This window comes from Christiangramia lutea, from assembly GCF_022489035.1.
Taxonomy (GTDB): domain Bacteria; phylum Bacteroidota; class Bacteroidia; order Flavobacteriales; family Flavobacteriaceae; genus Christiangramia; species Christiangramia lutea.
Genome location: NZ_JAKVTV010000002.1, coordinates 1 through 14,091, shown reverse-complemented (window position 1 = coordinate 14,091; position 14,091 = coordinate 1). Strand labels below are relative to the sequence as shown.

The window sequence follows — 14,091 nt, the reverse complement described above, 5'->3', positions numbered from 1 at the left end:
ATTATCCAATTGAATGATTAAGAACCTTTATCTGCCTATTCATTAGCCAGGTAACGGTTATGGCGAGGATCACATAAACGGCCACATACAGGAAAAAACTGTATTTCATTCCGGGCATAGGTGTTACAGCCTCTGATGTTCTCATGATATTGTAGACGATCCAGGGTTGCCTACCTACTTCGGTGACCACCCATCCGGCCTCAACCGCAATAAAGCCTAATGGACTCAAGATTGCGAAAAGCCACCAGTATTTTTTATTATTCAACCAGCTTTTTTTCTTCAAACTAATAAAGAAAATAAGGGCGGCGAGCATCATTAAGGTACCGATACCAACCATGGTCTGGAAAGCATAATGCACAATGGAAACCGGAGGTATCACATCATCCGGAAAATCATTCAAGCCTTTCACTTCTGCATCAAAATCTCCAAAAGCTAGAAAAGAAAGGGCCTTAGGAATTTCAATTTTATGAGAAACCGTTTTTTCTTCTTCATTTACAATTCCACCAATGTATAGCGGAGCTCCCTTCTTGGTTTCGTAATGAGCCTCCATAGCTGCTAATTTCACCGGTTGTCTTTCTGCTACATCCTTGGCAGAAATATCACCGCTAATTGGCTGAAGGAGCGCTGCGATTGCCCCAAAGAATATAGCGATCTTAAAAGCTTCCTTATGTAATTCAGGCCTTTTATTGCGAAGAATCTGAAAAGCATGGATTCCGGCAACGGCAAAACCTGTTGCCGCGAAGGCAGCCAAAGTCATGTGCAGAGCCTGGGTAAACCAGGCATCGTTAAGAAAGGCAGCTACAGGATCTATATTCACGAATTCCCCGTTCACCACATCGAATCCTGCCGGAGAGTTCATCCAGGCATTGGCAGAAACAACGAGAATTCCTGACGCAACACCGGAAATCCCAATAATGATCCCGGTGATCCAATGAAAGGTTTCCGGTAATTTATTCCAGCCATAGAGATAGAAACCTAAAGCTATGGCCTCTACAAAAAAAGCTGCTCCTTCCAGAGAAAAGGGCATACCAATTACGGGGCCGGCATGTTTCATAAATTCGGGCCAAAGCATTCCCAGCTCAAAAGAAAGTGCAGTACCTGAAACAGCTCCTGTGACAAAGAATATTGCCACGCCTCTTTGCCAGGCTTTGGTTAATTTAAGATAAACCGGCTCACGGGTATTTAGCCACTTTTTGTGAGATATGACCATGAAAAAAGGCATCACCATGCCTATACAGGCAAAAATAATATGAAAGCCGAGGGTAAAAGCCATTTGAAGTCTGGCATAATCGAGGTTTTCCATCAAGGGAAGTTTTTCTAAATAATCTCAATAAATATGTTGAAATCATCCTATTCTTTCGGCAGATAAATTTACGGAAAATAAGTGCGTTGGCATTAGCTAAAATGCAGCAAATTTTGATGGAAATAAAAGTTTATGAGAACTGGATTTCCCAGGATTAAGAAAAAAATATCCGGATATTGAACAAACTAACCATTCTAAAGAGACCTTACCAAACCTGGTCTCAATCAGGGAGAGGTTTTATTCGGTTGCGCCGTAGAAGATACGCGCTGTTGTTTCCCCCCAAACCATAACTCCTGAAAAACATCGTTCAAATATCCGGATAAATAAAATTTTTTGATATTTATTATTATTCAACCATAACCTTATCCGCTAAAAGGAAAGCGAAAAATTTTTCGATCTAATAGATGGGGGGAATATTGAGTAATTTCAATTTTCGGAATTTAAAAATACACTAATTCAACGAGTTAAAGTGTAAGAATTGTTTCATTCTTAAACTAAAAAGGTAAACTTTAACATAAGATTAGTATAATTCGCTCCAGATAATATAAATACCCATTAGTAATACGAACCAGCCAAATCCTTTTTTAAGTTTTTTTCCATTAATGAAATTGTTCAGATAAACCCCTAACCAGATTCCTGCAATGGAGATCCCGGTGAAGGTGAGTAAGAATACCCAATCTATTTCCATGTTTTCAACATCCCCTATAAATCCAATTAAAGATTTGAAAGCAATAATTAACAAAGAGGTCGCAACGGCTTTTTTCATAGGTAATTTAGCCAGTAGTACCAGGGCTGGAATAATTAAGAATCCGCCACCTGCTCCAACGACCCCGGTTAATAGTCCAACCACGAGACCTTCAATAATAATAAGCGGATAATTGTAAGTTACCTTTTCCACTTCAAGATTCCGCCCATTTTTTCTTTCCATGATCATGTATATGGAAGCGATCACCATTATAATGGCAAAGAACAACATGATCCCAATATTCTTGGTCACGGTAAATCCAAACAGCGTAAAGATTTCCTCGGGTATTGCCGGAACCAGAAATTTCCGGGTAAGGTAAACAGCAGTGAAGGCCGGAAATGCAAAAACAAGAGCAGTTCTAAAGTCTATAAGTTTTTTTGGAAAATTTCTCAACGCTCCTACCAATGAAGAAGTACCAACGACAAAGAGTGAATATGCGGTTGCGGTCACAGGATTCACCCCTAAAAGGTAAACAAGTACAGGAACCGTAAGTATGGAGCCACCACCTCCAATTAGTCCCAATACAACTCCAATAATTAATGCTCCAAAGTATCCTAGTATTTCAAGTATATCCATTTTTAAAATTTAATCCGGGGCAAAATTAGGGTCATGCATCAGGCTTTGCAGTAACAAGAGTTACAAAGGAGATCATAAATCGATCACTTTAATCTGGTTCCTTTGCAGAGAGATCTTTTTTTCGATCTCAAGTTTCTTTAGCAACCTGGAAATTACTACCCTGGAAGTATGCATATCATATGCGATCTTCTGGTGAGTGCTATGTATCACCTCATCCTTATTGATCTTCGCTTTTTCTCTTAAGTAACGCATAAGGCGTTCATCCATGTTCATAAAGGCCAGGGCATCTATAGCATCCAGCATTTCGGAAAGACGGGAATGATAAGATTCAAATACAAAATTGCGCCAGGATTTATATTTTGCGGTCCATTCTTCCATTTTTGAGATTGGGATCATGATAAGAGAAGTATCTCTTTCAGCAATCGCTCTTATCTCACTACGAGTTTGACCCATACAGCAAGAAAGGGTCATGGCACATGTATCCCCGCGTTCCAGGAAGTAAAGTAAAAGTTCATCACCGTCATTATCCTCTCTAAGGATCTTTATGGCCCCTTTTACCAGTAAAGGCATGGAAGTAACATAATCGCCAATCTCGATGATCTTCTCCCCCGCAGGGATAAATTTCATGGTTCCGGATTCCTCAATTTCTGCAAGCAACTCGTCCTCAAAAAGGAATCCGTATGCCTCCTGTAGTTCTTTATGCATCAAATTCGGTTTTACCGTTTAAAATTATAAAGAATATTCAAGAATAAACCCTAGCGGATTTATAGGTTGATCCCTGAAAATGAAGTCAAAAAAGTATTTTTATTCAAAAACCTTATAACATTCTACTGGCATCCAGAAAATTGAAAAATGGTTAAACCAGACATTCTTTTAGCCGGTTTCTTCAAACTGCTTCTGAAAAAATTTAAAGTTTCAATAAAAATTTATCAAAACATTAGTGATACTTCGGTTTTTAGCAAACATTATTAACATGGTCTTACCATCGGTTGATAATGCATCTAAGTATCTTTAGAAGTGAAAAATATTAGCTAAAAAAAGAAATTATGTCTAAAGGAAAGCAATTGAAAACAATTAATCCGGCAACGGGAGATAATATTGACACTTATGAAATGATGAGTGATTCTCAAATGACAGAAGCCATTGAAGACTGTCATAAAGCATTTTCGGAATGGAAATCGAAAACGGCAGAAGATAGGGCAAAAGTGATAAAGAAAATAGGTGAGAAAATCGCCGAGAATAAAGATGAACTCGCCAGTTTGATGAGCCGGGAAATGGGAAAATTGGTAAAGCAAAGTCATCAAGAGCTTGAACTTTGCTCAGGAATTTGTGATTACACCGCTAAGAATGGGCCTGAAAGCCTGAAGGATGAAGAGAAAGAGCTTCCAGATGGCGGTAAAGGTTTTATAACCTACTCCCCTCTTGGAGTCATTTACGGAATCCAGCCCTGGAATTTTCCAAGTTACCAGGTAGTTAGATATTCCATAGCCAACCTAATGGCCGGGAATGGGGTTTTGCTAAAGCATGCTGAAAATGTCACCGGTAGTGCCCTGATGCTTGAGAAAATATATCTAGAAGCCGGTCTCCCAGAAAACCTGTTCAAAGTACTTTTAATTTCTCACGATCAGAGTGATAAAGTAATTGAACATGACCTAATTAGAGGGGTGACTTTAACCGGAAGCCCGGATGCCGGAAAAGTTATAGGTAAAAAAGCCGGTGAAAATCTAAAGAAAACCGTTCTTGAACTTGGTAGTAATGATGCTTACCTGGTTCTTGAAGATGCTGATTTAGATCTTGCTGTAAAGACCTGTGTACAGGGCCGTATTTATAATAATGGAGAGACCTGTGTGGCCGCTAAAAGATTTATCGTGGTAGACAAAATCTACAATAAATTCAAAGAGGCTTTTGTAGAACAGATGTCTGCTGTTAAAGCCGGTGATCCAACCAAAGAAGATAGTGATATAGGACCAATGGCACGTGAAGACCTTAGAGATGAACTTCATGAACAGGTAGAGGAAAGCGTGAAAAAAGGCGCTAAGATCTTATGTGGAGGTAAAATGCCGGAAGGTAAAGGTTTCTTCTACCCTGCAACAGTGCTGGATGAACTAGAACCGGGGATGCCAGCTTATGATGACGAACTATTTGGCCCGGTAGCATCACTCATTAAAGCAAAGGATGATGAAGATGCCATGCGTATTGCCAACAGTAGTAGGTTTGGTCTTGGTGGAGGGATATTCTCTAAGAATGAGGAAAAGGCCCGTGAGCTTGCCAAGTATCACTTTGATACAGGAATGGTCTTTATAAATTCATTCGGACTGGCTAAACCGAATATGCCATTTGGTGGAGTAAAGGATTCCGGATACGGAAGGGAACATGGAACATTTGGCCTGCATGAATTCGTAAATGTAAAGGCAGTGATGTTCGCTTAAAATTTTTAATTTGATTAAATAGGATCTGGAGAATTTATTTTTCCAGGTCCTTTTTTTTGTTTCAAACTATCGAGAATTACGTTTGATCTAATATAAATTTGACCTTTATAAATTTTTAATGAATTGATTTTCAGTATATTTATAATTCATTAAATACTAGTAAAATAGAAGAGAAAAGAATACTAAAACTAACTAAGGAAACCCAGTATGGATTTTAACCTTGCCGAAAAATTAGCGATCGTAAAAGCCATTGACCGAGTGATTCTTGCAGATGATAAAATTGCCAAGGGTGAGATGGTATACCTGGGACAATTGATGAAATTGATGAATTTTGATTCAGACTTTGTAGAGGAAGCCAGGAAGTTCAGCGCGAAGCAGGCATTCTTTATTCTGGATGGGTTGAGTGAGGCTAAAAAGCATTCTCTGGCGATCATGCTTCATGAAATGGCTTATTCTGATGGCGACCTGGACCGGGAGGAGGTAAAGATCCTATTTTCGGTTTTTGAAAATGCCGGGATAAAGATCGAAGATCCTGGGCTACCTCCTGAAGTCTTTAATATTTCGGATGTATACTTCAAATCTTCGGCTCATATCTTCCACCGGCCTGATGATGATATTTCAGAAAAGAACATAGAGAAGAGAGCTATTAAAATCGAGCCAAATATTAATGGGGATAAAGGTGTTACAGTAACTACTTTCAAACTCGGCGGATTTATGCCCTTTTGGGGAAATAAGGTTGAACTTACGCCAAAGCATATGGATATAGTGGAATTGCATTCCAACCGAAGCCTATTAAAAGGTTTTGGGGAAGATTCACATATAGATCCTGAAAATAGGCATACTAACTATAGCCTTAGCATTTTTCACCCAAACAATGAGATCGAGAAGATTGTATTACATAAACATCATTTAAAAACCGATGTAGAATTCCTGAAATAGTTTTCAGATAAAGAGCCCCAGAACCTACCTATTATAGCTTTTACAGGTGAAAATTTTATAATAATAAGAATTATGGGTAAAATAGCTTTGTATGAATTCCGCCATCATAATGTGATTCAAATAGGCATAGGTTTTAGGTATGACCGGGCCACTATCGATCATTTAAAACAACTTAGAGAAGTGCAATGGAGCAATACTTTCAGGTGCTTTTATATTGAATCCAGCAAGCAAGGGATTGAAAGACTTCTTCAACATTTGGCAAAAAAGGGATTAAAAGCCGATACCAGTGGGCTGGACCTGGCCGGGTTTGAAAATGAGATTTCCCGGCCTATTTTAGCCGAAACCGAGAACCCCGAAATAATTGATTTTAAGAATTATCTTAAAGGGAAAAGGTATAGCCAAAGTACTATAGAAAATTATACAGTTTTTGTATCGAAATTTTTAAGGTTTCATAATTTCAAAAAGCAATATAATTTAAAGGACGTAGACAGGTTTGTAGAGAAAGAGATCGCCGAGCGGGATTATTCCATAAGTTCCCACCGCCAGTGTATTAGTAGTTTAAAACATTATTTTGAATTCACCGATCAAGAGGAGATCGACACTTCCAACTTACAAAGACCAGAAAAAAGCAAATATTTACCCGGGGTATTAAGCAAGGAAGAAGTGATAGACCTGTTGAGGGCCACCAGGAACCTTAAACACAGGTGTGTCCTGGCCCTTATCTATTCTTCGGGTCTTCGCATTGGAGAACTGGTAAACCTGAAACTGGACGATATAGATGTAGACCGAAGACAGGTCCTGATAAGGCAGGCAAAAGGACGAAAAGATCGCTATGTAATGCTGGCAGAAAGCTTTCTGCCTTTGTTTTTTAATTATCTTCAAACATATGCACCAAGGAAATTTTTTGCTGAGGGGAACAAGCATGGGCAATACTCGGCCTCGGCAATAAGAAGTTTTTTAAAGGAATCCTGTCGCCGGGCGAAAATAAGAAAAAGAGTGACTCCTCATACTTTAAGGCATAGCTACGCGACGCATATGCTTGAAAACGGAATCGACATTAGATACATACAAGAACTCCTGGGACATTCAAGACCGGAAACCACAATGATCTATACTCATGTTACGCAAAAGGATCTATCGAAGATAAGGAGCCCATTAGATGAAAGCATAAAAGAGATAATGGAGCGCAATAAAGACAACCCCAATCTGCGCTTATCCCGGAACATACTCGGATAAAAATGTATATTGCACTGGATATAACACGTTGGCAACAAGTATCAGAGAAATTTAATGAAGAAAATTTTATTTCTAATAATTACAATTTTATTCGCAAACTGCGCCTTACAAAAAGTACCAAAACCTGAACAGGTAATGAAGTACTACAAAGGTTTTAAAAAATCAGATTATCAAGAAGTAAAAAAGGTCCTATCTGATAGCTTAATAATCACAGAAGGTGATTACGTAATGGAATTTACACAAGAGAGTTATTATGAACATTTCAAATGGGATTCTATTTTCAGACCAGTATACAAAATTGTGGAACTAAAAAATCAAGGAGATCAAGTGAGCGCAACTGTATCAGTTACATCTTCGAGATTTGAATTTCTAAATAATAACCCATTAACTTGTAAGCGTAATTTTCATTTTAAAAATGGAAAAATAAATAAAATTGAAAACCTAGATTGTATTGATGCCGACTGGGAAATATGGCAAAAACAAAGAGACTCCTTGGTTAACTGGGTAAAACTTAATCGACCCGAATTAGATGGTTTCATAAATGATTTAAGTGAACAAGGAGCTCAGGATTATTTAGAAGCAATTAAATCGTATAAAAAACAAAAATCAGAGTAGATACCAGTTGCCAACAACGGCTCATCGCCAATAACGGGTTTAGTGGAAAAAGTGTAATTTTAGAAACCAGGAAATAAAACAAATAAGCCGACAACTCCGCGTCCCAATTCCCGCAACTGGCGATAGCCGAGACCGTTGTAAATAAGAACAACTTCAAAATTTTAGTTAAAAAGAAAAATATAAAAAGTAAATCGTAGATTGCTATAAATTCAAATTAGCAGACAACCAACTTTAGAGTCGTTTAGACTTATTTTAAATTTAGATTATGAAAAAATGGAGTTTTCAAGTAAAAAATAGTCCTATTGAGATTCGCCAAAAGTTAGAATCTTCGATTGGGAACGCGAACAGATTTGTACTCAATATCAATGATGATAAACTAAATCTGGTAAACTTTAAAATTCGTAAACGCCTTTTATTTCCATTTGAGATAAACACACAAAATAATATTATCGTAAATGGAAAAATAAAAAAAACTAATCCAACAAAAGGTACAGGTGTAGAAGTCTCGTTTTCTCAACATCCTTTATCAAAGTTATTGATGTACGGACATATAATTTTAGGTTTAGGTTTTTTAGCTGCTATAATTCTAGAATACAGCAACAATTCTTATACATACCTAATTGCAGGAATATTATTAACGATAGGTGCATTTTTAGGTTTTCAACTTAAAATGAATTTTGACAAAAATGTTGAGGAATACAAAAAACTGATTTCTGAGATATTAGGTCAAAAAATGAACTATTCGAAATAGATTTCCAAAAAAAGCTCGCAGTGTTGTTCCAGTTTACAACAACGGTTCATCGCCAATAAGCGGCACCGTTAGAAAGAAAATAATTAACTTGACCAACAAACCAATACTAAGCCGACAAAGCCGCGTCCCTTACTCCGCCAACTGGCAATAACCGAGACCGTTACCTGCAAGCTCCTCAGAAGAATGATTAAAATTTATTTAGATTGGAACGTATTGTCCCAGATGAAAAATGGACAACATTCAGAATTAAAAGAAATTCTAGATAACGATAATTTATTTTTAAAATTTTACTCAACATCACATATAACTGATATTTTCTCCAGTTTTAAAGAAACAAAACAACAAAGAAGATTAATAGATTCTGATCTAGAGTTCATTTCTCAAATAACTAAGAATAAATGTTTATATAATTCTACAGATGGCAAAATGATAGCTGGAGATTATGATCCCAAAGAGTTATTTCAGGAGCGTGTAGAGCAAAAAGACTTATTTAATGATATTAGTATTGATGGATTAAGTGAATTATTTAACTCAAGCGAAGTTGGTAAAAAACTAGGTATTCCAATTATGGAATCTCTAAAAAATATCCAACTCGACCCGTCCTTTAAAGCGGCTTTTGAAAAACCTGAAAGTAAAGAAATGATGAACCGATTATTTCCAGGTTTAAAAGATAATTTAACAATGGAAGGATGGTTTAATTATTTTAATAAAATGCTTAAAGGCTTGAACGACGGTGAAGATTACAAGGAATTGAGAAATATTGTTCAAGAGAGTACTAATTTAAATAGAGATAAAATTTTCAATAATTCGGATCCATATTCCTTTTTATATAAGCATTATAAAAAATTTGGAGGTGAAAGGAAAACACCTCTTTTAGAGTCAAAACATAGTCCTGAATGGTTCGATGAAATATCAAATGAATATATTCAGTTAGACATGCATGGTTATCAAGAAGATAAGGTAAAAATCAACAAAGGAAGAAAAGAAACTTTTCAGAATACGACAGAAGATTCATTCCATGCGGCCTTCGCTTCTACATGCGATTTTTACTTGGTAAATGATAAAAAAGCATTCAATAAAACTTCCAAAGTGTATGACGAATTAAAGATTAATACTTGGACACAAAAGCCAAAAGAATTTATAGATCATTATAAAAAATTCTTGAGTAGTAGAGATTACAAACTTCACTTACAGATTTTTATGGACTTGATTTCGTCCAATAATTTCATAGAACAGCAAACAGACAGTGGAAAATTGTATACAATGTACCCACCAATTTACTTATTCGATTTTTTTAATAAAATTGTGAGGTTCGAGGGTGATGATGGGGCGAAACTTACTTATTTAAGTCAAAATAAGCCAACGAATTATTTTGTGACATTTTTGGAGATAAAAAATTTGGTACAACGATTAGAGGAATTCTTTGGCTTAGATAAAGATGGTTCAGGAGAACTTACTAAAGATGAATTCTATAAAGAAGAATGGAAAAAGAGAGTATGGAGCATTAATGAAAGTTTAAGCTTAAGATTTCAAGCAAATAACTATCATGCACAATTGTATTTTGATATAGGAAAGGAGCCGGCAGGTAACAACGGTTAATCGCCAATAGCCGGCAGCGTTAGAAAGAAAATAATTAACTTGACCAACAAATCAATACTAAGCCGACAAATCCGCGTCCCTTACTCCGCCAACTGGCGATAACCGAGACCGTTAGCGGCAAGCTTTTTACAAAGTTTTCACTTAAACAACTTGACTAAATAATGATTAAATTTAAAAGATATTAAAAATCTTATGATGAAAAGATCATTTTTAACTTTAGCGATTACCTTATCTATATTTTCATGTAAATCAGATAAAAAAGAACCTGAAAAAAGTGTAGAAAAAGAATCGGTAGAAAAGTGGCAGGCAAAAGCACCCGCAACTCAACCGTTCGGCTCTGAAGCTTTTGACAAATCAAACAATACGACCTTAAGATGGTTAGGTATGGCTGGTTTTTTAATAAATAGCCACGGTTCAACAATTATGATAGATCCATTACTCGGTGGGTTTGATATGCCAATCCTAATAGATTTTCCAATTAAATCTGACAGTGTTCCTAAATTAGATGGCGTTCTTATTACTCATAGCGATAACGATCACTATAGTGTTCCAACAAATCTAGAATTGAAAAATGTTACCGAGAAATTTCATTCAACAATTTATGTTGATTCTTTAATGAGTAATAGGGACGGACTACCATCTGTTGGCCACGAAATAGGAGAAACTTTTGAAATTGGTAATTTTAAAATTAAAGTAACTCCAGTTGACCATTCTTGGCAAAATGCTTATCCCGATGCAAGTGACAGGGTTTTCAAGGATGAAGATTCTTGTGGGTTTTGGATAGAAACTCCGGATGGTACAATTTGGGCCACTGGTGATTCCAGGTTAATGCCAGAGCATTTAAATATGCCTACTCCAGATGCAATATTATTTGATTTTTCAGATAGTGAATGGCATTTTACTTTAGAAGGCGCCGTGAAATTAGCTAATGCTTATCCACAGTCTAAATTATTGTTGCATCATTGGGGATCAGTTGATGCGCCAGATTTTCCTCCCTTTAATGCTAATCCAAAAGATTTATACGACCTAGTTGACAATCCGGAGAGGATTGTAGTTTTGGCGCCGGGAGAACCATTTATTCTTAATCAAATCGATCATAAATGAAATTTATAAAAGTAAGTTTTATCATTCTATCATTAATATTCCTAACTAACTCTTGTGGAGTTAGAAATAACACAAAAAATGAAGTTAGCCCAAACATGCTTATAAGAATCTCTGAAATAAAAATATATCCGCAATATATCGAGGAGTATAAGGCTATACTAAAAAAAGAAGCAGAAGCATCTGTAAGAATAGAGCCTGGTGTAATATCGATATTTCCAATGATTCAAAAAGGAGATTCTACCGAGATAAGAATTTTAGAAATTTATGCCAATAATCAAGCTTATAAATCACATTTAGAAACACCCCATTTCAAGGAATATAAAACAACTACATTGAAAATGGTAGAATCTTTAAAACTTATAGATATGGAGGCGATTGACTCTCAAACAATGCCAGAAATTTTTAATAAAATTAATAACCAGTAAAATCAAGTTTATTACTTCAGCCAGCCGCTAACATCGGTTCATCGCAAATAACGGGTATTACAGGAAAAAGTGTAATTTTAGAGACCAAGAAAGAAAACAACTAAGCCGACAAGTCCGCGTCCCTACTCCCGCAACTTGCGATAACCGTAACCGTTGTGAGCAATTTTGCAAGAAAATTTTCGTGAATGAAATTTCATATAACTAAACCTGATAATAATTGGTATTCAATTAAAATTGAGGATGAAAGTTTTGAATTCGAATTTTATACTTCAGGTATTCCTGAAAACCCAATAAACAATCTCTGTCAAAACTTGATTCTTACTATCAATGGCATTGATACAATAACCAGATTTAACTTGGAACCACAGGAATATATATTAGAATTGAAAATACATCAAAATCATTATTATTTAGGAATTTTTAATCCAAAAAAGGATAATTCAATATTTTCAAAATCTGGAAACTATGAGAAGATTATTTTGCCAATTTACCGAGGAATCAAAAAACTAACAAGTAGCAATAATTCTTCAAAAGAAATAAACTTTGAAAAAGTAAAAAAACTAGAGAATTTAATTCGCGAAAAGAAATCAGAAAATAAATTCCAAGTTGATGCAAATAATATTGTGGATTGGAAATCATTCCATAAGGAGGTTAGAAATGAGCTAAAATTTCCAGATTATTATGGGGAAAATATGGATGCTTGGATTGACTGCATAGATGAAATATCTGAAAATTCAGATTTGGTAATTAGAATAAAAAACACCCAAAATCTGAAAAATAAAAATCCTGAAATTTTAAACAGCTTGATAGAATGTTCTCAATTTGTAAATACAAGAAAAATTAATCAAGGAGAGAAGAACAGAGTAATTTTGGATTTTGATTAATTAAAAAATATTGGGCAGCAAAACGGCTCACAACAACGGTTCATCGCCAATAAGCGGCACCGTTAGTAAGAAAATAATTAACTTGACCAACAAACCAATACTAAGCCGACAAATCCGCGTCCCTTACTCCGCCAACTGGCGATAACCGAGACCGTTGGCAGCAAGCAAAACACAAAAAATGAAAAAAATCATCCTTCTATTTCTATTTATATCTATAAAAGGTATTTCTCAAGAAATAACTGGAAAATGGAAAGTAACTTCTTATGAAGACGAAATAGTATATTATGATAAATCAAAAGATTCTCTTTTATATAAAGATCCTTCGCGAAAAGATGAAGCAGAAAGTTTTAGAAAAATGTACGAAATATTAATACTACCGATAACATATGAATTTCGGGAGAATAATGATTTCGAAATGGTACTTCCTAATATTATTCAAATAAAAGGGAAGTATGAAGTGATTGATAATGAAAAATATATTTTGCTGACTGATGAAAACGGCAAAACAGATACCTTACCTTTTTCAAAAAATAAGGAAGCTTTGTATATAAAAACGGAATTAGAAAATGGTTTTGTTAGGGTTGGATTAGAAAGATTATTCTAAGAATAACTAAAGCAAAAATTCTTTCTTAGAAAATGTATTTCATCTAACGAAAAAATAAAACACAAAAGAATTCAATTCAGTTAATGCCAGCTGCCAACAAAGAACTAAGGTAAAATCCAAGTCCTTTTAAGCTAATTTCGATAAATAATTTTCTTGGTAATAGGTTCCTGATTTAGCGATAGCAAATGCCTGTTTCAGGAGCTTATTACATACGGCTATTAATGCTAGCTTCTTACTCTTACCCTTTTCTACTATTCTCTCATAAATTTCCCTGCAGGCCTTATTTGTTTTGCAAGCAGTAAAGCTACACATGAATAGTAAATTCCTAAGCTTTCGATTGCCTACCTTACTAATTCGACTGCGTCCTCTTACACTGGTTCCGGATTGCCTGATCGTAGGTGTAATCCCTGTAAAACAGCAAAGTTGCCGCGCATTCTCAAAACTGGTAAACCCGTCTGTAAGTACAATTAATAGCATCGCTGTTTTCTTTCCCAGTCCCGGAATACTGGTTAATTGCTCCAGTTGTTCTTCCTGGGTTTTCCTGACTAGGGATTCCAACCTGGATTCGACCTGGGCCAGTTCCTTCTCTATTTGCTTCAGCATTCTAACCAGAGATCTACTTACCGTTTTAGAAGGTGTCCCAAGAGCTTTCTCCCCATGGATCTTATTCTTCACTGCTGTACGTTGTTTCAGGTAAAGATCCTGCAGACTTAGCAGCTGCAAACATTCTGCCTGAACTGCATTTCTGGCGGTGTACAAAGGAACTTCTGTGGCCTGGGCATACTCACAGATCGCTTTGGCGTCACTCTTATCAGTCTTGATTTTAGAGAGTTTCATCTGAATAAAACGCTTCACCGAAAGTGGATTCACAACCGACACCG

At 36.0% G+C, this 14,091-nt stretch carries 14 protein-coding genes; 10 read left to right on the top strand and 4 right to left on the bottom strand.

Annotated features, from left to right (window positions below):
* Position 1: 1 nt before the first annotated feature.
* The 3 genes from ML462_RS06340 to ML462_RS06330 form a co-directional block, all read right to left on the bottom strand.
* Complete coding sequence (locus ML462_RS06340) at positions 2-1,303, bottom strand: cytochrome ubiquinol oxidase subunit I (RefSeq protein ID WP_240712941.1); 1,302 nt, start codon at positions 1,301-1,303, stop codon at positions 2-4.
* A gap of 520 nt (positions 1,304-1,823) precedes the next feature.
* Positions 1,824-2,624, bottom strand: coding sequence for a sulfite exporter TauE/SafE family protein (locus ML462_RS06335; RefSeq protein ID WP_240712940.1), 801 nt, complete (start codon positions 2,622-2,624; stop codon positions 1,824-1,826).
* A 72-nt stretch (positions 2,625-2,696) separates the two neighbouring features.
* A complete protein-coding gene (locus tag ML462_RS06330; protein ID WP_240712939.1) occupies positions 2,697-3,329 on the bottom strand; it encodes a Crp/Fnr family transcriptional regulator in 633 nt (210 codons plus the stop codon).
* Between the two features lie 341 nt (positions 3,330-3,670).
* Between ML462_RS06330 and ML462_RS06325 the strand changes: the two genes are divergently transcribed.
* The 10 genes from ML462_RS06325 (at position 3,671) to ML462_RS06280 (ending at position 13,210) form a co-directional block, all read left to right on the top strand.
* Positions 3,671-5,053 carry an NAD-dependent succinate-semialdehyde dehydrogenase gene (locus ML462_RS06325; RefSeq protein WP_240712938.1) on the top strand — a complete coding sequence of 461 codons (1,383 nt, stop codon included), beginning with the start codon at positions 3,671-3,673 and terminating at the stop codon, positions 5,051-5,053.
* Between the two features lie 207 nt (positions 5,054-5,260).
* On the top strand, positions 5,261-5,992 hold the full coding sequence (locus ML462_RS06320; protein ID WP_240712937.1) for a tellurite resistance TerB family protein: 732 nt from the start codon (positions 5,261-5,263) through the stop codon (positions 5,990-5,992).
* 72 nt (positions 5,993-6,064) lie between these two features.
* Positions 6,065-7,228: a site-specific tyrosine recombinase/integron integrase gene (gene xerA / locus ML462_RS06315; protein ID WP_240712936.1), complete on the top strand. Its 1,164-nt coding sequence runs from the start codon at positions 6,065-6,067 to the stop codon at positions 7,226-7,228.
* Positions 7,229-7,363: 135 nt separating this feature from the next.
* Complete coding sequence (locus ML462_RS06310; protein ID WP_240712935.1) at positions 7,364-7,843, top strand: hypothetical protein; 480 nt, start codon at positions 7,364-7,366, stop codon at positions 7,841-7,843.
* A 265-nt stretch (positions 7,844-8,108) separates the two neighbouring features.
* Complete coding sequence (locus ML462_RS06305; protein WP_240712934.1) at positions 8,109-8,594, top strand: DUF423 domain-containing protein; 486 nt, start codon at positions 8,109-8,111, stop codon at positions 8,592-8,594.
* A 222-nt stretch (positions 8,595-8,816) separates the two neighbouring features.
* Positions 8,817-10,193 (top strand): hypothetical protein, encoded by a 1,377-nt coding sequence (locus ML462_RS06300; RefSeq protein WP_240712933.1) that lies wholly within the window; start codon positions 8,817-8,819, stop codon positions 10,191-10,193.
* A gap of 192 nt (positions 10,194-10,385) precedes the next feature.
* Complete coding sequence (locus ML462_RS06295) at positions 10,386-11,297, top strand: MBL fold metallo-hydrolase (protein ID WP_240712932.1); 912 nt, start codon at positions 10,386-10,388, stop codon at positions 11,295-11,297.
* On the top strand, positions 11,294-11,722 hold the full coding sequence (locus ML462_RS06290) for a putative quinol monooxygenase (RefSeq protein ID WP_240712931.1): 429 nt from the start codon (positions 11,294-11,296) through the stop codon (positions 11,720-11,722). The genes ML462_RS06295 and ML462_RS06290 overlap by 4 nt, the downstream gene beginning before the upstream one ends.
* Positions 11,723-11,907: 185 nt before the next feature.
* The gene (locus ML462_RS06285) at positions 11,908-12,606 is read left to right on the top strand and encodes a barstar family protein (RefSeq protein WP_240712930.1); all 699 of its coding nucleotides are present in this window, start codon (positions 11,908-11,910) and stop codon (positions 12,604-12,606) included.
* Between the two features lie 178 nt (positions 12,607-12,784).
* On the top strand, positions 12,785-13,210 hold the full coding sequence (locus ML462_RS06280; protein WP_240712929.1) for a hypothetical protein: 426 nt from the start codon (positions 12,785-12,787) through the stop codon (positions 13,208-13,210).
* 126 nt (positions 13,211-13,336) lie between these two features.
* Here ML462_RS06280 and ML462_RS06275 read toward each other — a convergent pair.
* The coding region (locus ML462_RS06275; protein ID WP_240712928.1) for an IS110 family RNA-guided transposase at positions 13,337-14,091 on the bottom strand (755 nt) is incomplete at its 5' end.

What these genes read in the sequence shown, in the direction of transcription:
- ML462_RS06300 (WP_240712933.1), top strand. Translation starts at nt 8,817, where the DNA reads ATGAAAAATGGACAACATTCAGAATTAAAAGAAATTCTAGATAACGAT.
- ML462_RS06290 (WP_240712931.1), top strand. Translation starts at nt 11,294, where the DNA reads ATGAAATTTATAAAAGTAAGTTTTATCATTCTATCATTAATATTCCTA.
- ML462_RS06340 (WP_240712941.1), bottom strand. Translation starts at nt 1,303, where the DNA reads ATGGAAAACCTCGATTATGCCAGACTTCAAATGGCTTTTACCCTCGGC.
- ML462_RS06320 (WP_240712937.1), top strand. Translation starts at nt 5,261, where the DNA reads ATGGATTTTAACCTTGCCGAAAAATTAGCGATCGTAAAAGCCATTGAC.
- ML462_RS06310 (WP_240712935.1), top strand. Translation starts at nt 7,364, where the DNA reads ATGAAGTACTACAAAGGTTTTAAAAAATCAGATTATCAAGAAGTAAAA.
- ML462_RS06330 (WP_240712939.1), bottom strand. Translation starts at nt 3,329, where the DNA reads ATGCATAAAGAACTACAGGAGGCATACGGATTCCTTTTTGAGGACGAG.
- ML462_RS06295 (WP_240712932.1), top strand. Translation starts at nt 10,386, where the DNA reads ATGATGAAAAGATCATTTTTAACTTTAGCGATTACCTTATCTATATTT.
- xerA (WP_240712936.1), top strand. Translation starts at nt 6,065, where the DNA reads ATGGGTAAAATAGCTTTGTATGAATTCCGCCATCATAATGTGATTCAA.
- ML462_RS06280 (WP_240712929.1), top strand. Translation starts at nt 12,785, where the DNA reads ATGAAAAAAATCATCCTTCTATTTCTATTTATATCTATAAAAGGTATT.
- ML462_RS06285 (WP_240712930.1), top strand. Translation starts at nt 11,908, where the DNA reads ATGAAATTTCATATAACTAAACCTGATAATAATTGGTATTCAATTAAA.
- ML462_RS06325 (WP_240712938.1), top strand. Translation starts at nt 3,671, where the DNA reads ATGTCTAAAGGAAAGCAATTGAAAACAATTAATCCGGCAACGGGAGAT.
- ML462_RS06335 (WP_240712940.1), bottom strand. Translation starts at nt 2,624, where the DNA reads ATGGATATACTTGAAATACTAGGATACTTTGGAGCATTAATTATTGGA.
- ML462_RS06305 (WP_240712934.1), top strand. Translation starts at nt 8,109, where the DNA reads ATGAAAAAATGGAGTTTTCAAGTAAAAAATAGTCCTATTGAGATTCGC.